16 protein-coding genes are annotated in these 18,719 nt (G+C 37.1%); 12 read left to right on the forward strand and 4 right to left on the reverse strand.

Going from position 1 to position 18,719, the window contains the following annotated elements:
• Positions 1-20 precede the first annotated feature (20 nt).
• Genes CKJ95_RS10685 through CKJ95_RS10700 form a run of 4 tightly spaced genes read left to right on the forward strand, consistent with a single transcriptional unit; the run spans position 21 to position 5,798 of the window.
• Positions 21-1,553 (forward strand): glycoside hydrolase family 28 protein, encoded by a 1,533-nt coding sequence (locus CKJ95_RS10685; protein WP_099353406.1) that lies wholly within the window; start codon positions 21-23, stop codon positions 1,551-1,553.
• A gap of 33 nt (positions 1,554-1,586) precedes the next feature.
• Complete coding sequence (locus CKJ95_RS10690) at positions 1,587-2,600, forward strand: alpha/beta hydrolase family protein (RefSeq protein WP_099353407.1); 1,014 nt, start codon at positions 1,587-1,589, stop codon at positions 2,598-2,600.
• Positions 2,601-2,639: 39 nt separating this feature from the next.
• Positions 2,640-4,193, forward strand: a complete 1,554-nt coding sequence (locus tag CKJ95_RS10695) for a glycoside hydrolase family 43 protein (RefSeq protein ID WP_099353408.1) — start codon at positions 2,640-2,642, stop codon at positions 4,191-4,193.
• A 48-nt stretch (positions 4,194-4,241) separates the two neighbouring features.
• On the forward strand, positions 4,242-5,798 hold the full coding sequence (locus tag CKJ95_RS10700; protein WP_099353409.1) for a glycoside hydrolase family 43 protein: 1,557 nt from the start codon (positions 4,242-4,244) through the stop codon (positions 5,796-5,798).
• 28 nt (positions 5,799-5,826) lie between these two features.
• Here the strand turns inward: CKJ95_RS10700 and CKJ95_RS10705 are convergent, their stop codons facing one another.
• Complete coding sequence (locus CKJ95_RS10705) at positions 5,827-6,726, reverse strand: pectinesterase family protein (protein ID WP_099353410.1); 900 nt, start codon at positions 6,724-6,726, stop codon at positions 5,827-5,829.
• Positions 6,727-6,742: 16 nt separating this feature from the next.
• Positions 6,743-9,046 (reverse strand): helix-turn-helix domain-containing protein, encoded by a 2,304-nt coding sequence (locus tag CKJ95_RS10710; protein ID WP_099353411.1) that lies wholly within the window; start codon positions 9,044-9,046, stop codon positions 6,743-6,745.
• 296 nt (positions 9,047-9,342) lie between these two features.
• On the opposite strand from CKJ95_RS10710, the gene CKJ95_RS10715 reads away from it, so the two are divergent.
• The 8 genes from CKJ95_RS10715 (at position 9,343) to modA (ending at position 17,109) form a co-directional block, all read left to right on the forward strand.
• Positions 9,343-10,458: a glycoside hydrolase family 88/105 protein gene (locus CKJ95_RS10715; RefSeq protein WP_306475360.1), complete on the forward strand. Its 1,116-nt coding sequence runs from the start codon at positions 9,343-9,345 to the stop codon at positions 10,456-10,458.
• A 3-nt stretch (positions 10,459-10,461) separates the two neighbouring features.
• Entirely contained in the window at positions 10,462-11,757 is a 1,296-nt protein-coding gene (locus CKJ95_RS10720) for a Gfo/Idh/MocA family protein (RefSeq protein WP_099353412.1), read from the forward strand.
• Positions 11,758-11,784: 27 nt separating this feature from the next.
• Positions 11,785-12,447, forward strand: a complete 663-nt coding sequence (locus CKJ95_RS10725; protein ID WP_099353413.1) for a YesL family protein — start codon at positions 11,785-11,787, stop codon at positions 12,445-12,447.
• Between the two features lie 19 nt (positions 12,448-12,466).
• Entirely contained in the window at positions 12,467-13,144 is a 678-nt protein-coding gene (locus CKJ95_RS10730; RefSeq protein WP_099353482.1) for a rhamnogalacturonan acetylesterase, read from the forward strand.
• A gap of 17 nt (positions 13,145-13,161) precedes the next feature.
• Positions 13,162-13,998: a sugar phosphate isomerase/epimerase family protein gene (locus CKJ95_RS10735; RefSeq protein ID WP_099353483.1), complete on the forward strand. Its 837-nt coding sequence runs from the start codon at positions 13,162-13,164 to the stop codon at positions 13,996-13,998.
• A 58-nt stretch (positions 13,999-14,056) separates the two neighbouring features.
• A complete protein-coding gene (locus CKJ95_RS10740) occupies positions 14,057-14,704 on the forward strand; it encodes a hypothetical protein (RefSeq protein ID WP_099353414.1) in 648 nt (215 codons plus the stop codon).
• A gap of 72 nt (positions 14,705-14,776) precedes the next feature.
• Entirely contained in the window at positions 14,777-16,270 is a 1,494-nt protein-coding gene (locus CKJ95_RS10745) for a tagaturonate epimerase family protein (RefSeq protein WP_099353415.1), read from the forward strand.
• Between the two features lie 62 nt (positions 16,271-16,332).
• Positions 16,333-17,109, forward strand: coding sequence for a molybdate ABC transporter substrate-binding protein (gene modA, locus CKJ95_RS10750; RefSeq protein WP_099353416.1), 777 nt, complete (start codon positions 16,333-16,335; stop codon positions 17,107-17,109).
• Positions 17,110-17,279: 170 nt separating this feature from the next.
• Here the strand turns inward: modA and CKJ95_RS10755 are convergent, their stop codons facing one another.
• Together CKJ95_RS10755 and CKJ95_RS10760 are read right to left on the reverse strand one after the other, a co-directional pair.
• Complete coding sequence (locus CKJ95_RS10755; protein WP_257215763.1) at positions 17,280-17,525, reverse strand: helix-turn-helix domain-containing protein; 246 nt, start codon at positions 17,523-17,525, stop codon at positions 17,280-17,282.
• 296 nt (positions 17,526-17,821) lie between these two features.
• Positions 17,822-18,637 carry a bifunctional hydroxymethylpyrimidine kinase/phosphomethylpyrimidine kinase gene (locus CKJ95_RS10760; RefSeq protein WP_099353417.1) on the reverse strand — a complete coding sequence of 272 codons (816 nt, stop codon included), beginning with the start codon at positions 18,635-18,637 and terminating at the stop codon, positions 17,822-17,824.
• Positions 18,638-18,719 lie beyond the last annotated feature (82 nt).

The raw sequence follows: 18,719 nt of genomic DNA on the forward strand, positions 1-18,719 counted from the left end.
TAATTGTTGGAGGGAATAGAATGGCGTTTTTAGACATCACACAATTAGGAGCGATTGGAGATAATCGTACAGATAACACAGAAATTATTGCTCAGGCAATTAATCAATGTGCAGAAAACGGAGGGGGAACTGTTTTTGTACCATCAGGCACTTATTTGACGGGGCCAATTGTACTGAAAAGTAATATTACCCTTTATTTAGAAGCCGGAGCAACGATTACCTTTTCGGATGAATATGATCGTTATCAGCCTGTCAAGACACGTTGGTCTGGCTATGAATGTTATGGGTACTCTCCCCTAATTTACGGAGATAACCTTACGAATGTGGCCATAAAAGGAGAAGGTTCTTTTGACGGACAAGGCAAAGCATGGTGGTTGATTAATAGACAGCTTCGTGTAGATAGTAAAGCATACGCTTCAAAAACAACAGAAAAAATCGCTCAACTAAATCAGAACTTTATGGAACCTATTGAGACGAATCTCGTCGAATGGGATTCTCAATTCCTACGTCCACCTTTACTACAATTGATGAACTGTAAGAAAGTCACAATTGAAGGTGTCACTTTAAAAAATTCGCCTTTTTGGAATACACACCTCGTATATTGCGATCATGTAACCGTTCATAATGTGACATTTGAAAATCCAGCTGATACACCAAATGGTGATGGCTTTGATATTGATTCTTGTACAAATGTACGTGTTTCAGATTGCCATTTTGCCGTTGGAGATGATTGCCTCGTCATAAAATCTGGTATTAATGAGGATGGACGAAGAGTGGGTAAGCCGACCGAAAATGTGGTTGTAACGAATTGTACGATGCACCATGGACATGGTGGAATTGTCCTTGGTAGTGAAATGTCTGGCGGTATCCAAAATGTGACGATATCTAACTGTACTTTTATTGGAACAGATCGTGGAGTACGGATTAAAACAAACCGTGAACGCGGTGGATATGTGAAAAATATCCTTGTGAACAATATTTATATGGAAGATGTATTCTGTCCAATTGCGATTAATTCATTCTATCGCCATGGTGTAAATGAAAAAGACCCGACAGTAAATAGTCCCGAGGCACAACCAATTACTGAAAAGACACCTGCAATCGAACATATTCACATTAGTCATATCACTGCTAAAAACTGCCGAGCAGCTGCTGGTTTTATATATGGGCTTCCAGAAAGACCAATTAATGATATTTCAATCTCTCATTCTACCATCGAAATGACGGTGGACCCAAATGAAGAGGGCGGAGAGCCAGACATGGTACAAGAGGAATTAATAATGGCTGGAGCAGGAATCTTTGGAAAGTATATTTCAAATTTTGATATCCATCATGTTCGTGTAGAAACACGCCAAGGTACTGGCCTTCAAATTGAAGATAGTCAGTATGTTAACATCGATCATTTTACTATGAGAAAGCAGCATGATTCCACCCCAGTAGTCATTTTAAAACGAGTGGAAGATAAAAATGTTGATGGTTATGCTTCACAAATGGCAAACAAAAACTATCTACAAATAGATGAGCAGAGCAACTTTTTAAAACAAGATCTATAAAACATGTAGATCAATTCGAACGGGGGGATTTACATGTGGGTAATCCATCGATTTTTGGATGAATTATATCAAGACACTGTTAAAAGTGATAGGAAAACCTATGATGAAAAGTGGCAAACAGCTTTAAAGGAAAAATTTCAAGAACGAATCGGTACGTTTAAAAATGACGAACCTCTTCAGCCTACTTTGGTAGAACAAAGGGAATATGAGCAATATACAAGGTATAGTGCTGAGATTACAACTCTGCCAAATGTTAGGATGCAGATGTATGTGTTGGTACCAAATAAAATTCACGGAAAAAAAGCACCGGCGGTTCTTGCCTTGCATGGTCATGGATATGGAAACAAAGATATTGTGGGTCTAGACCCATTTGGAAATGATCGAGAAGGGGATCCCGGATTGCATAAGGATTTTGCAGTGGAACTTGTCAAACGGGGATTTATCGTTGTGGCACCAGAATTAGTTGGTTTTGGGGAACGAACGTATTCAAATGATGACCGATTGAATCCATCTGATAATTCTTGTTATTCACTGGCGAGTCAGTTATTGCTTTACGGAAAGACACTTGCAGGACTTCGTGTTTTTGAATGTCAAAAAGTTTTAGATTTCATGGAGGGGGTTGAAGAAATCGACTCAAACCGCATTGGTTGTATGGGGATATCGGGAGGCGGACTTGTTGCTGCCTACACATCTATTCTCGATCAACGAATCACTGCAACTGTTATTTCTGGCTATACGAATACATTTAAAGGAAGCATCATACAGAGAAGGCACTGTTTAGATAATTATGTACCAGGCATCTTGCAGGAGGCGGAAATGCCAGAGTTAATCTCATTAATTGTTCCACGGCCACTCTTTATTGAAGCAGGAAAACAAGATCATCTCTTTCCAATAAATGAAACTGAAAAAGCAATTAAGGAGATTAAAAGAATCTATTCAGAACGTAATAGTGAACAACTAGTAGAATCGCATCTTTTTGACGGTGGTCATGAGATCTGTGGAGAGAAATCGTTTGAATGGCTTTGTTCAACCTTGGATGTAAGGTAACAATAAATCCAAAAAATTAGTGTGGAGATGATTGTTTACATGACGGAAGCAAAAAAAAGTGTTGCTGATCGGAATGTTTGGCAAGCAGATTTAGAGAATGGTCTTTATCAAAATCCTATTTTACATGCAGATTATTCAGACCCAGATGTTGTACGAGTAGGTCAAGATTATTATATGGTTTCTTCAAGCTTTCATATGTCACCAAGTTTACCGATCTTACATTCTACTGATCTTGTAAATTGGAAGATTATTAATCATGTGGCACAAACATTACCGTACGCTAGTTACGATAAACCACGACATGGGGAGGGCGTATGGGCTCCTAGTATTCGCTTTCACGATGGAAAGTTTTGGGTGTTTTTTAGTGCACCTGATGAAGGCATATTTATGAGTACTGCGGTAGACCCAGCGGGGGAATGGACACCACTACACTTAGTTAAAGAGGTTAAGGGCTGGATTGATCCATGCCCATTCTGGGATGATGATGGTCAGGCTTATTTGGTCAATGCATTTGCAAAAAGCAGAACGGGTTTCAAAAGTATCCTCCTTGTAAGTCGGATGAAACCAGATGGAACAGAGCTATTAGATGAGGGTGTACATGTATTTGACGGAACCCAGCATCATCCAACAATTGAAGGTCCAAAATTTTACAAGCGCAATGGTTATTATTATATTTTTGCTCCAGCAGGTGGGGTTGCAACTGGATGGCAAACCATTCTGCGTTCAAAAAATATCTTTGGTCCTTATGAAGATAAGATTGTTCTACATCAAGGCAATACGAATATTAATGGACCTCATCAAGGAGGTTGGGTTGAGACGGAAACTGGTGAATCATGGTTTCTCCATTTTCAGGATAAGGAAGCATACGGTCGTATTGTTCACCTTCAACCGATGCATTGGGAAAACGATTGGCCAGTAATGGGGCAAAACCAAAATGATGCAGGAATCGGAGAGCCTGTTATCCGATGGGAAAAACCAAAAGCACAAGTATCTTCAGAGGTTGTTGTTCCGGACATGAGTGATGATTTTAATTCTGATAAATTAGGCCTTCAGTGGCAATGGCAAGCAAATCGTAAATCCCATTGGTACAAACTGAAGGACCAAACGTTAAGGTTATATGCTGTTGGCCATTCTGGAGATACCAATCTTTATCACATTCCAAATGTCATGACACAGAAATTCCCGGCAGAAACGTTTAAAGTCACAACAAAACTGACTTTTACTCCTGAATCTAATGAAGATCACAGCGGTTTGATTGTACTAGGAGAACAGTATGCTTCAATCGAAGTAAGGAAACTAGAAAATCAACTGGGTGTTTTTTATGTCACAGGAGATGAGAAAGAACTTCAAAATGTACAATGTATCGGCCAAATCAAAGGAAATGAACTGTTTTTACATGTAGAAGTAAATGAAGGAGCGATTTGTAGATTTAGCTTTAGTGAGGATGGTATCAGCTTTGCACAGGTAGAAGACATCTTTGAAGCTACACCCGGAAAATGGGTGGGTGCTCAAATCGGAATTTATTGTTATAACGACAACCGTGAGAATAGCAAAGGATACGCAGCTTTCGACTATTTTTCAGTTCACAACTAAAAGGGCATTCAATGCCCTTTTAGTGTTTTGTAGAAAGGGGAGAACTAATTGTCTACATTTAAAAATCCAATAATCCCAGGATTTTATCCAGATCCGTCTATATGTCGAGTAGATGATGATTATTACTTAGTCACATCTACATTTGAATACTTTCCTGGTATACCCATCTTTCATAGCAAAGATTTGGTAAACTGGAGGCAAATCGGGCATGTGCTCACCAGACCAAGTCAACTGAATCTTGATGGAACACCGAATTCAAAGGGAATCTATGCAGCAACAATACGTTACCATGAGGGTGTCTTCTATGTCATTACAACTTTCGTAGAAAGTCAAACAGGTGCAAGAAGAAACTTTTTTGTAACGGCTGAAAATCCTGAAGGCCCTTGGTCTGATCCACATTGGTTAGAGGAATGCCCTGGTATTGATACATCATTGTTTTTTGATGATGATGGAAAAGTATATGTGACAGCAAATCGACGACCTCCAGGAGGGCAGCTTTACCCAAAACATATGGAAATCTGGTTGCAGGAACTAGACCTGGAAACAAAGCAATTGACCGGTGATAAATACAGTCTTTGGGATGGGGCTTTAAAGAATGTTCATGCTCAGGAAGCACCACATATATATAAGGTCGATGGCATGTATTATTTAATTATTGCAGAAGGTGGCACCGGTTTTACTCATTCCATTACGGTCGCTCGAAGCGAATCCGTTATGGGTCCGTATGAAGGTGCTAAAACGAATCCGATATTGACACATCGGCATTTAGGAAGAGAATACCCGATTTCCAATGTGGGTCACGGTGATATCGTGGATACAAACAATGGTGAATGGTGGATGGTTTGTCTAGGTTCACGTCCATACGGTGGTGAATATCGAAACCTGGGTAGGGAGTCCTTCCTCGTTCCACTCAAATGGGAGGAAGGGTGGCCTGTCGTCAATCCAGGAAAAGGTATTGTTGAGATGGAAGGAACTAAACCTAATTTAGAGGAGAAAAGATGGCCAACCGCACCTGCTTGTGACCATTTTGATTTACCTGAACTACGGATGCAATGGAATTTTATCCGTACACCACGAGGTGACTTTTGGTCGTTAAAGGAACGACCAGGCTATTTGCGAATACGATTGAAGGCTGAGACGATCACGGAACCTGTCAATCCTGCTTTTGTTGGCCTTAGACAGCGCCATATCAATTTTGCAGCTCGAACAAAAATGGAATTCTCACCAAACAATAAATATGAAGCCGCAGGACTTGTATTGTTACAAAATTCTGATTTTCATTACCGATTAGAATACACACAATCTGAGATCAAACTGCTAAAGAGAGAAGCCGGTCATGAAGAAATTCTTGCGACATGTCCTTACGAACAAAAAGAAGTTTATTTAAAAGTTGAGGCATATGGACAGTCTTACCACTTTTATGTAGCAAAAGAGCCAGAACAGTGGCAAGTCATAAAAGAAGATGTGGATGGAAGAATTTTAAGCACAGATGTTGCAGGCGGTTTTACAGGTGCTTATTTAGGAATGTATGCAAGTTCAAATGGTACTGAGTCGTTAAACCATGCTGATTTTGATTATTTTGAGTACATCGGTTTAGATCAATGATGAAAAAATAAGCTCCCTATTTGGGAGCTTATTTTGGTAACCACTGATCATTCGTATGGAAAATATTTTCTAAAGAGTATTTAGAAGCTTCCTCTTCACTTAATGATTTTGCCCAGCTAACTCTGTGTGGAGTATCACTTCCAGGACCCATGCTATTCCATTCGGAATACCGAGCTGTTTTTTCATTTTCTTCATTTCGCCAATTATCCCATCCAAGGGGATGAATATGCTGACCCATCCATGTATTGATAAAGACTGTATGGGCAAATGGGCGCCAAGGGCGTCCTAAGTATACTTCAGAGGCATCCTTTGCTCCAGTTAGTTTGCAATCTTTGAAAACATACCCATATTCACTTTCCTTAGGAGTTGAAGCAGCGGTAATATAGCCTTTGCGAAGACTATGAATCGTACAATCCTCAAAAACAGCGACAGCAGAGCCAAAGATGAAATCTACATGTCCTTCAATATAGCATTCTGAGAAGTAATGCCTTCCCTTAGATGTGTAAAGAGTATCCTGATTTGCTAATAACCTAACATGGTTAAATGTACATTTATCTCCGGCTACATAAAGTGCAAGTGCCTGGCCGATAGCGTCACCATAACCGGCAACATTTTGAATCGTCAGATGTTTCAATTGGAATAAATCAGCAAACGCATGGAAAGTAGCTGTTTCAAATGTCCCAATTTCATTACCATCTGAGTTCTTCATTCTAGCAAATTTACTTCCTGAAATAATCGTTTCGTATTCTCCAGCCCCAATGATGGTAATATTGGGTTTATTTTCAGGTACAGTAATGATTTCCTCGTAAAGACCTTCTTTTACATAAATGGTTACAGGTTCCAGTGGAAAGACCCGAACCGCGTCAATCGCGGCCTGGATCGTAGAATAATCCCCATCTCCATGTTGAGAGACTACTAGTTTTTGCATGGGTACATCTCCTTTTTTACGTAGCTCTTATTGACTCACGATATTTACCAGGTGTCGTTCCTTCAATTTTCTTAAAGGAGCGAATAAAGTTTTGAGAGTTATTAAAGTTAAGTCGATCTGAAATTTCTTTCACTGAAATATCAGTTTCAGCAAGCCATTTTTTGGCCATGTTTATCCGATACATGGATAAATATTCACTAAATGAAATGTTCATTTCTTTCCTGAAAATACTGCTTAAATAATTCGGATTGTAATGTAACCTATTCGCAATCATATCGAGTGTAATATTGGATTCAAATTCCTCATGAATGATATGAACAATGTTTTCTGAAATGGTTTTGTACTGGGATTCAGCACGGTCATCAATCTTTTGAAGTAGGGGATCAATGATAACCGTGATAAACCACTCTTTTACCTCTTCTCTTGATTTCAGTTCATAAATCTTTTCAAAAATTGAACGATTGTCTTCTAAATCTAATACATTGATTGCCAATGTGTGCATTAACTCAATTAAATCACTTAATAATCTAACTAATGAAATTTGGTATTGAATATGATTCAAATCCTCAGAGAAAATTTCATCAATTAGCTCATTGAGTAAACGATAGACTTTGTCTTTGTCGTTCACTTTGATCGAATCAAATAATTCAGTTTCTAGTCGCTTAGGGAAGTATGTGTGTAACCCTTTTCCAATTTCAAGGTTTTCAAAGAAAATAATCGATTCAGTACCATATTTTAGTGTGTATTTGAGGGCTTCTAGGCTTTCTTTATAACCATTTCTCGTTTCAAGAACATCAATGAATGGTTCACTTACCCCAATACTAACAGGGACACTGTATTCCTCTTTAATTTTTTTCTGAATTTGTTCAGCAAGATCATTTACATATTGATTAAACTCATGCTTCGATTCAATGTTACTTAATAATAGGGTAACTTGAGTTTGTTTATTAACAATTGGTAGCATTCGCTCATCATTCGGAATCATTTCTTCTACCAGTCCATTAATTACAAATAATAGAACGTCTTCTTCTTTTGGCTTATAGGAAGTCCCTTCAAGACTGTCGATTTGAACTGTCAGAACACTGAGCCATTTAAAATCTAAATTATAGCCAAAGTATTTCATTCTGCCTTCTAACTCTTCATCTGTAACATTTCCAGTTAAGAGTCGGTGCATGAAAAATTGTTTGAGTTGATTTATTTGGTTTGACAATGATTTTTCTAAAATATCATTTTGTTTCATCATGTCTTTTACATGGTTTTCAATAAAAACAAATTCATTCTTATCTTTTCGTTCTTCTTTATTGGTTAATGAATGTAAAATTACATTTTGTAATTGTTTAATAGGTTGATAGATCAATCTACTACCGAATAAAGCTAGTAATAATGAAACGCCGGCAATCAATAAGGTGATGGCAAGTGTTAGCCATCCGATGGATCTTGATTGGGCTGTTAGTTCACCAAGTTCAACGACAGAAACATAAGTCCAACCATTATAGAACGATTTTCGATAGGTAAAGAGATAATCTGTACTTTCAGATGCAATCGTAAATTGCCCGGTGTCTTCTTCAATGGAGGTATTTTCAGACAATACGTCTTTATATTCAAACGCTTGTCCTACATTTTTTGAATCGTTGTGTAAGACAACGGTTCCATTTTTGTCTAAAATATAAAATGTTTCTAAAGAGTTGTCCTTCTTTAAAATATCGCGAAAACTACATGTTGGTATATTCGCAATAATCATCCCTGTTTTATTAGAAGAAATCGCAGGTATTTTCTTAATTAGGTTCAAATTATAGCCGCAAGCACGGGAAGCCGCTTGTTTGTACAAAGGGTCCTTCGTGTTTTTTTCTAAAAGCCAGACAGAGCTTGTCTTTAGTGAAAGATACCGATCGTAGATTTCGTTCAGTTGTCCCTCAGATAATCGTTGAAGTCCATAATTATTAACAAGCCAGTTATTTTGAAAACTAATCAGAGCAACATCAGTAAGACGTGTATCGAATGTTTGCTGATGACTTAAATCGTCCCTTAACTGGTTATATAGCTGGAATTGTCTTGTTGTAAGCGGTTCCCTTAATGATTCAATAATTTTTGATGAAGCTGCTAACTGTGTCAGGGATTGGTCCACTGACTTAATAACCTGCTCGACATTTGTTTGGATTTGGTACACACTATGTTCTTTTTCTTTTGCAACATAATTCTCCACAACAGAGGTTGAGCGAAGGAATGAAAATATTCCGACAATAATGACTGGTATAATGGCCAAAATACTTACAAATAAAATCATCCTATGGAAGAAGCTTCCTGGTAGCTTAAGTTTCATGTAATCACTCCAAATCTATTCAAATGTGAGGGGATGATTATTAAGTTTGTAATATCCCTGTAATATTCGAATGTCTATTTATTATAAATGTAAGCGCACATAATTTGAATAATCATTTTGTTACATTGTGTTCATATTATTAGAACATTCCTTATAAGTTCAAGGGTACACTGACCTATTTAAAAGTAAATTAAATGATTATAGTTATTATTATAATAGTATCCTATCATAAAGGCAGGAGAGTTGTTACCGTTTTCAAATTTTACCTAATTCATTGTGAGGAAGGATGAATAATCTTGAATAACACGATAGTTGAAAAATCACCTTTATATTTTGCAAAAAAAATGTGTGACACGTTAATGACAAAGTTTACTCCAGAGGAGCTTCCACCGGGAGGACGTTGGCACTATCACCAAGGCGTATTTTTATGTGGAATGGATTTAGTATACAACATAACAGGTGAAGTCAAATATTTTGATTACTTAAAGGCATATGTTGATCACAATATCGATGAAGATGGAAACTTATTATTTGCTAGAGATGAGTTAGATTCAATCCAAGCAGGACTCTTATTATTCCCATTATATAAAGCTACTGGTCTTAAAAAATATAAAATAGCTGCTCAACGCTTACGTAATATTTTTACAACATTAAATCTTACAAGCGAAGGTGGATTCTGGCATAAGGATAAATACCCGTACCAAATGTGGCTAGATGGCTTATACATGGGTGGACCATTTGCGTTACACTATGCCAATGATTTCAATGAGTCGAATCTAATCGACATGGTCATTCATCAGGAAAACTTAATGAGAAAGCATACAAAGAGTGAAGCAACCGGTTTATATCATCACGGTTGGGACGAAAAGGCCGTACAGCCGTGGGCTCGTCCTGATGGAAAAGCTCCAGAGATTTGGGGTCGTGCACTTGGTTGGTATGGCTTAGCAGTCATAGACATGATTGATATATTACCAGAGGGACATCCACATAAAGAAGAGTGGATTGCATTCATTCAAGATTATGTTCGTGATGTCGTTAAATATCAGGATGAAAAGACGGGCCTATGGTACCAAGTTGTGGACAAAGGAGACAATGAAGATAACTGGCTTGAGACATCAGCTTCCAGTCTATTCGTTTATGTCATTGCCAAAGCTGTTTCTAAGAAATATGTGGGCGAGGAGTTTGCGAAATATGCAACAAAGGCATATGAAGGACTGCTCAAGTATAAAGTTCAAGAAACTGAAGAAGGCACTCTTATTATCGATGATATTGTAATCGGAACTTCAATTGGAGTATATGACTATTATATTAATCGTGAGCGTAGCCATAATGACTTACATGGTGCAGGTGCTTTTATCATGGCAAGTATGGAAATGGAAAAATTGCTTGCTGAACATCCGGGGGTTAAATAATCAATGAAAAAATATGCAGTTTGTGGATTGAGTAACAGAGCACTTAAAATGTTTATTCCACCATTAGTTGAAAAGTTTGCAAAACAAAGCGAGATTGTTGGTTTGCTAGACAGCGATGAATATCGTCTTGAATTATGCAAGGAGAAATTTCCTGTATTAGCTCAAACACCGACTTACCTTCCAAATCAAATTGATCAAATGATTGAGGAGACAAAACCGGATTGTATTATTGTGGTAAGCCGTGACAACACACATATCGATTATATTTTAAAAGCACTTGAACATGATGTTGATGTCATCACAGAAAAACCAATGGTTACAACCGCTAAAGATGCAAAAAGAGTAATTGAGGCAGAACAAAATAGTAAAGGTAAAGTGACTGTAGCATTTAATTATCGCTATAGTCCATACCATCGAAAGATCAAAGAACTCGTTTTAGAAGGTAAAATAGGAAGAGTGACTTCGGTTGACTTGAATTGGTATATCGACACATATCACGGGGCGAGCTATTTTAAACGCTGGAATCGGAAAAGGGAACTTTCTGGTGGACTTTCAATCCATAAATCAACACATCATTTTGATCTTGTAAATTGGTGGATTGATCAATATCCAGAAGAGGTTTTTGCACATGGAGCCTTACAATATTATGGGCCAAATGGAGAGCTTAACCCAGACCCAACTACAGATAACCGATATTGTGGTACGTGCCATGTAAAAGATAAATGTGATTATTATCTAAGATGGAATCCTCGTGAATTTTCGGAAGCAATTGAAGATGATCACTTAAACATGGGGGATAAAAAAGAAAATAAATATACGGATTATCGACCAGATGCATGTATCTTTGATTCCGAGATAAATATTGAGGATACGTATACGGCTAGTGTAAAATACAACAAAGGTGCTCTATTAAGCTATTCTATTAACTTCTCTACACCATTTGAAGGCTATCGCTTAGCCATCAATGGTACAAAGGGAAGAATTGAAACACAAGAATTTCATGCACCAAGTCGGGTACCTTTCGAAGTGCCTGAGCAAACAATTGATTACTATCCTTTATTTGGCTCAAAAGAAATTATTCATGTTGTCCAAACTGCTGGTGGTCATGGCGGTGGAGATCCAGTGCTAATTCATGATCTTTATCAAGGCATTGATCCAAGACGCCAATATGAAATACTAGCAGGTGCCGAAGCTGGGGCTTACTCAATCGCACTTGGAGAAGCGGTTTGGAAATCAGTCGAAGAGAAGAAACCAATTTCCATTGAAGAATTACTAAAAAGTTATCAAGGACAACTATAAGATAAACAATAGAAAGGGGAAAGACATATGCTAGGAGGATTGGACAGTCCATTTTACCGTTGGTGTGGGGCAATATCACGTTTGATTTATCTAAATATGTTATGGCTTCTATTTACAATAATGGGACTAGGTGTTGCAGGGTTTGTACCTGCAACTGTAGCGCTTTTTGCAGTAACTCGAAAGTGGATTATGGGAGATGAAGATATCCCTGTTTTTTCAACATTTTGGAGCGTATATAAAAAAGAATTTTTAAAATCCAACCTCCTAGGGCTTACCCTGTTCATAGCTGGATATATCTTATATGTCGATCTTGTATTTCTTCCAACCACAAGCATGTTTTTTATCGTGGTGAGGTACGCACTAATAGCAATTTGTTCAGTTTACATCGTAATTCTACTATATATATTCCCTATCTATGTACATTTTAATGGGAATATAAAATCGTATTTGAAAAATGCCGTCATGTACGGTCTATCCTACCCACTCGTTACTTTTGCGATGGTATTAGGGATTATCCTACTTTATATTGGATTTACTTATGTCCCATCTCTCATACCTTTTCTTAGTGTAAGTATACTAGCCTATTTTATTATGTGGCTTGCGCTAAAAGTATTTGCAAGAATTGAAGAAAAAGTAAATGGGAAAGACGAAGTAAAATCAAATGAGAGAGAACCAAGTTTTAGTAAATAGACGAATTGAAGGTGTTTCAATGAAAAACGTTCATATATATATTGCCGGAGATTCAACAGTGTCTGATTGTCCACCTAACGAAGAACCACGTGCAGGATGGGGACAGGTAATCAACCAGTTTTTTTATGAAAATGTTATCATTCACAATTTCGCAATTGGTGGTCGAAGTTCAAAAAGTTTTATTGATGAAAAGAGGTTGGAAGCAATCCTAAACGAAATACAACCAAATGATTACCTCTTTATTCAATTTGGGCATAACGATCAAAAACAGGATCATCGAAGAACAGAACCTTATTCAACCTACCAAGACTATTTGAGTCAATATATCGAAGGCGCAAGAGCGAAAAAGGCCATCCCGATTTTAGTAACTTCGATGCATCGAAGAACCTTCGACGAAAACGGAAAAATAATGAATAGTTTAGGAGAATATCCGGAAGCGATGATCGCCCTTGCAAAGGAAAAACATGTATCCCTCATCGATTTATGGAATGATTCGAAGAACTTATATGAATCTTTAGGTCCTGAAGAATGTAAAAATCTTTTTATATGGTTTGAGCCGGGTGAACATCGAAACTATCCTGATGGAATTAGTGATGATACGCATTTTCGAGAGGATGGGGCAAATAAAATTGCCGAAATTATTGCCAAAGAAATTAAAAAAACAATCCCAGATTTAGCGATCTATCTAAAGGATTAAAGTGAGGTGTTCATGTGATCAATCTAGGTATTCGCGCCCATGATGTAAAGGCAAGCTCCTTAGATGAACTTGTACAAACAGTAAAAGATAAAGGGTTATCTTCTGTTCAATTGGCCTTAGCAAAATCATTTCCAGAACTAAACACGAGTTTAGGAAGTCTTTCACCTGGTCTTGCTAAGAATATAGGTAATGCTTTTCAACAAATGAACATCCAAATCGCAGTATTAGGCTGCTACATTAATATGATTCACCCAGACCAACAAGAACGTCAAAAAGCATTAGACCGCTTCAAGGAGCATATCCGTTACGCAAAAGATTTTGGCTGTAGTGTTGTTGGAACTGAAACAGGAAATGTCCATGCGAAAATGGGATTTACTGTAGATAATTTCCGAGAGAAACCTTTTTTAGATGTTGTTGAAAGTGTGAAAGAACTTGTAAATGAAGCAGAAAAATTTGGAGTTATTGTAGGGATAGAAGCAGGAGTTAACCATCCTGTTTACAACCCAATGCTCTTAAAAAGGTTATTGGATGAAGTAAATTCAAATAATTTACAAATTATCTTTGACCCGGTAAATTTATTAACTGTTGAAAATTACGTTTATCAAGATGAAATTTTCAAAGAGGCTATCGAACTATTTGGCGATCGTATTATCATTGTTCATTGTAAAGATTTTGTTATTGAGGATGGCAAGTTGAAGTTTGCTCCTCCTGGTAAAGGGCTATTAAACTACGACTTAGTCATGGAACTGATTAAACCTAAAAAACCTTATATCCAATTTCTTCTAGAAAGTACAACCGAACCTTTTATAGATGATAGTATTGCATTTTTACATGAAAAATACGAAAATGCTTAGTATGGGATGATATGTAGTATATTTCCCTCATATACACATCAGAAGGGATGAAAGGGCTTTGAGAGATAAAGGAAAGGTCAAAGAATTATTTGCATCTATGAGTACAGCTGAAAAAGCCAAGTATATTTGGGAGTACTATAGATATTATCTATTTGCTTTTCTTATTGTAGTTATTGTCGCTATCTTTCTAGTAAACGACTATTCGCCCAAAAAGGATTCTGCACTTTCGATTCTTGTTCTAGGAGATTTGGTAGATTCAAATGAAATTGAAAATATCCAAAAAAAGCTAAATGAAGGAATTCTATCAGAAGAAGAAAGAAAAACGCATGAAGTATCGATACAGGTAATCCCATATGCACCAGATGCTGCAGATTTAAATGTTGTCATGGCCGCTTTACAACGAGTAACCGGAGAAATATCTACTGGAGAACTCGATGTTTTGTTCATTGACAAAGAACAGTTCGAGATTATGAATGAGGAACAATATTTTTATAGCCTAGAAAAATTAGTAGATAAAGAACTACCAGTTGGTAAAGAATTTATGTATTATGATTCTAAAAATCAGGTTACTGGAATCGATGCACAAGCTTTGCCACTATTTAACGAAGCAATCGATGATCCAGATGTGGTAATGGGTGTAATTGTAAATACCCAAAGAACAGAAAACATAGAAAAAGTTTTTAACATTTTATTCAAAAAACAGTGATTTTTTCATTGCAATATTAGTATATTACGATATTATTTTAATAGAAGGCAATTTAATTAGGAGGCTATATCCATGGAACATATGAAGCAACTAGTTGAAGCATTAAAAAACGGAAACGTTTTCGAAAATTCGGGAGAAGTTAAGGTTTATGAAAAATCTTTAACTCATCATGATAATGTAAGCCTTGTCATGGTAAGAGACCAACAGCAAAAATGGATTCTTGCATCAGGAGAAGGCGCTTTATTTGAAGAATTAAATGGTACATTAATTACTGATAATGGGAAGGCTTGTCCACTAACACATGAAAATCGTTTAGTATTAAATCGTTATTTTGAATATACTGTTCCAAAAGCATTCGGTACAAAAGTTGCAACAATGGGTTTAGGTGATCGCTTAGGTCTAGCTTCACCAGGACATATTGAAACTGTTCGTGACCATAATGTAAAGCCAATCCTCGCTCAACAAAGTATTCGCGAATTAACATTAACGAATCGTACAATGAATGATGTAATTGATGCAGCAAGCTTTGCTGTTTTCCAAGAAGGTTATACAGGTGGATTTGGTGCAGATGGCGACCACTTAAAAGAAGAAGAAGACATTAAAATGGCATTATCACTTGGTATGTCAATGCTAACATTAGATTGTTCAGACCATATCCAAAACCGAGTTGAGGGCTTAACAGTAGAGGAAATCAGTGCTGAATTTGATAGCCTTCCTGAAGAAACGAAGAATCACTATAATGAGCTATATTTAAATAAAGAATTTGACGTAAAAGGTCTTGGAATCGGATTTGATGAAAATACATTAAAGAAATTTGTATTGTTATACGGAAAAGCTTTAGACTATATGGTCCATGTCCATGAAACATATATCGAAAAAGCAGACCGTGACATTGATTTTGAAATTTCAATTGATGAAACTGAAACAGTTACATCTCCAGCAGCGCATTTCTTTGTAGCAAATGAATTACAAAAACGTGGCGTAACAGTAACTAGTCTTGCTCCAAGATTCTGTGGTGAATTCCAAAAAGGAATTGATTATATCGGTGATATTGAACAATTCGAAAAAGAATTAAGTGAACACGCGCTAATCGCTGAATACTTTGAATACAAATTAAGTATCCACTCTGGAAGTGATAAATTTACAGCGTTCCCAATTATCGCGAAGTATACAAATGGAGTTCTTCATGTTAAAACAGCTGGCACAAACTGGCTTGAAGCTGTACGTGTAATTGCAAAGGTAAATCCTGGTCTTTATAGAAGAATGCATGCATATGCACTAGAACATTTAAATGAAGCACTTAAGTATTACCATATTACACCAGATATGAACACAATCGTTCCACTTGATACAGTTTCTGATGAAAACCTTCCTGAATATATGAACAATGACGCAGCAAGACAAGTAATCCATGTAACTTACGGATTATTGTTAACTGCAAAAGATGAAAACGGAAACTTCATCTTTAAGGATGAATTCTTCGGTACATTGAATGATAATGAAGACGAATACCGTCAAGCCCTTGTAAAACACATCGGCAAGCACGTTGAATTATTGAACCTATAAAAAATGACTATTTTCAAAACACCTTTCTTTTAGCTATACTAGCTAAGGGAAGGTGTTTTTTTATGTATAAATTTATCCTTTTACTCTTTCTTGCTCTTTTTTTATATGGCTGTGGGCCTCAAGGTACCGATCAAGAGTCTACTAAAGAGGTAGAATTAACGGTTTCTGCTGCTACAAGTATGCAGAATGTTTTACAGGAATTAAAGAACAATTTTGAAAAGGAACATCCTACAATTAATATCGCCTTTAATTTTGGCTCATCAGGTTCACTTGCACAACAAATCTCTCAAGGAGCTCCGGTTGATCTATTTTTATCGGCTTCCATAGAAAAGTTCGATGTACTAGTTGATGAGGGACTTATTGGCGAAAAACTCCAGAAAAATCTAATTGGAAATGAGATTGTGTTAATTGCTCCAAAAGAAAACGTAAAGCAGATTACGGAAATAGAAGATTTGAAAACAAAGGCTGAACGGATATCAATCGGAATACCAGAATCTGTTCCTGCAGGGAAATATGCGAAGGAAGCAATTGAAAGCATGGATATGTGGAATGAAATCGAAAATAAGTTAGTGCTCTCAAAAGATGTTCGGCAAGTCCTTACATATGTTGAAACTGAAAATGTAGATGCGGGGTTTGTCTACAAAACAGATGCCCAATTTTCAGACCAGATTCAGATTGTGATGAGTGTGGATAAAAAGTATCATTCAGAGATTATATATCCAGTCGGCGTCATAAAATCATCAGAGCATTTAAGTGAAGCAATATTATTTTATGAATATTTATTGAGCGCTGAATCCATAGCTCTTTTAGAGGAATATGGATTCTCAAACCTACAGTAAAAAAGCAATTGGAGCATGAACGTCCAATTGCTTTTTTTTGTTCTACGTCTAGCTCAATCGCCTAGCCCCTCGAGGTCACAAGCCAATCCATCTAGAAGGTCAAAGAGCAACCTTCTAGATGGATTGGCTTGTGCTTGTCGGGGCTGAGCAAGGCACTTGAGCATTTGTTTTTACATATACGGATGTACACCCTTTGCGATCTCCTGTACGATGGTGCCAAGGGATGAAATTTGTTGATCGTCTAGGTTGAAAGACTCTTTGATTTTTGTTTCAAGATTATTCGTAATTCTACGTTTGCCAACTTCGACAAGGGCAATAAGTGCAAAACTACAATTTACAGCTTTAGCGAAATCACGTTGAGTCATGTTGTTTTTTTTGCGTAAAAATTTAACAATATCTTTGTTAATCCTAGGCATATTACACACTCCTTACCTATGGCTTTTTACATGTGGGAATATATGATTGCGTATCTATTATTCTATGATATTCACAATATTACCATCATATATAAATTTCGTCTAGGCAGGTTTTCAGGATGTCCAGCTTCAGGCGCCATCGGTTCGAGGTCATAAGCCAATCGCTTCGGAAGGTAAAAAACACCTTCAGTCAGCGCTCGTGTTATGCTTGTCACCGATAGACGGGCGCCTTACGCTTTTCCCATTGCCTACGAATTAGAAAAGCTGTAGAGCTTGTCTACAGCTGTTTTAGGGAATTACTTATCTCCATAAAGTCGTCGTGCAGCATGATTGGTTGGACCAACATATTCATTTAGTTGGAAAGAGTGACGAATGGCGGCTGTAATGAATTTCTTCGCTTCATATATGGCTTCCTTCACTTCTAATCCTTTTGCAAGTCCTGCTGCGATAGCAGCTGAAGATGTGCAACCAGCGCCGTGAGTAAATGTTGTTTCAAAACGGTCGCTTTCAAGGACCTCTATATCTTTTCCATCATATAATACATCTACTGCTTTATCATGTTTTAGCTTTCCGCCACCTTTTACGAGTACATATTTCGCACCAAGGTCATGTATCTTCACAGCAGCTTCTTTCATTTGGTCAACAGTTGTAATAGAACCGATTCCACTTAATTGACCTGCTTCAAATAAATTTGGAGTAATGACTGTTGCAAGTGGAGTCAGTATTTCTCTAAGAGCAACGGCATGATCTGGGAACAGAACTTCATCTTCTCCCTTACAAACCATTACAGGATCCACTACAAATTTTTGAAGATTATGTTTTTTAGCCGCATCTGCAGTAATTTCAATAATATCGACAGTAGGAAGCATACCAGTCTTTGCCGCATCGACACCAATGCCATCAAGGATTGTTGTTAATTGTGCCTTGATGATATCGTGATCAACCGGAAACACTTGGTGATTCCAACGATTATGCGGGTCCATCGCAACAATTACAGTTAAGGCAGACATTCCGTAAACTCCATGTTCTTGGAAGGTTTTTATGTCAGCTTGGAGACCAGCTCCACCACTACTATCAGAACCTGCAATCGTTAATGCTTTTGGTAAACTCATGTTTGAAACCCCCATCTATAAAGTTTGACAAACTTATTATATATCAATTGATAAAAATAGATATATTATTGCTATAAAAAAT

This window comes from Fredinandcohnia onubensis (assembly GCF_002734285.1).
In the GTDB taxonomy this organism is placed as follows: Bacteria; Bacillota; Bacilli; order Bacillales; family Bacillaceae_L; genus Ferdinandcohnia; species Ferdinandcohnia onubensis_A.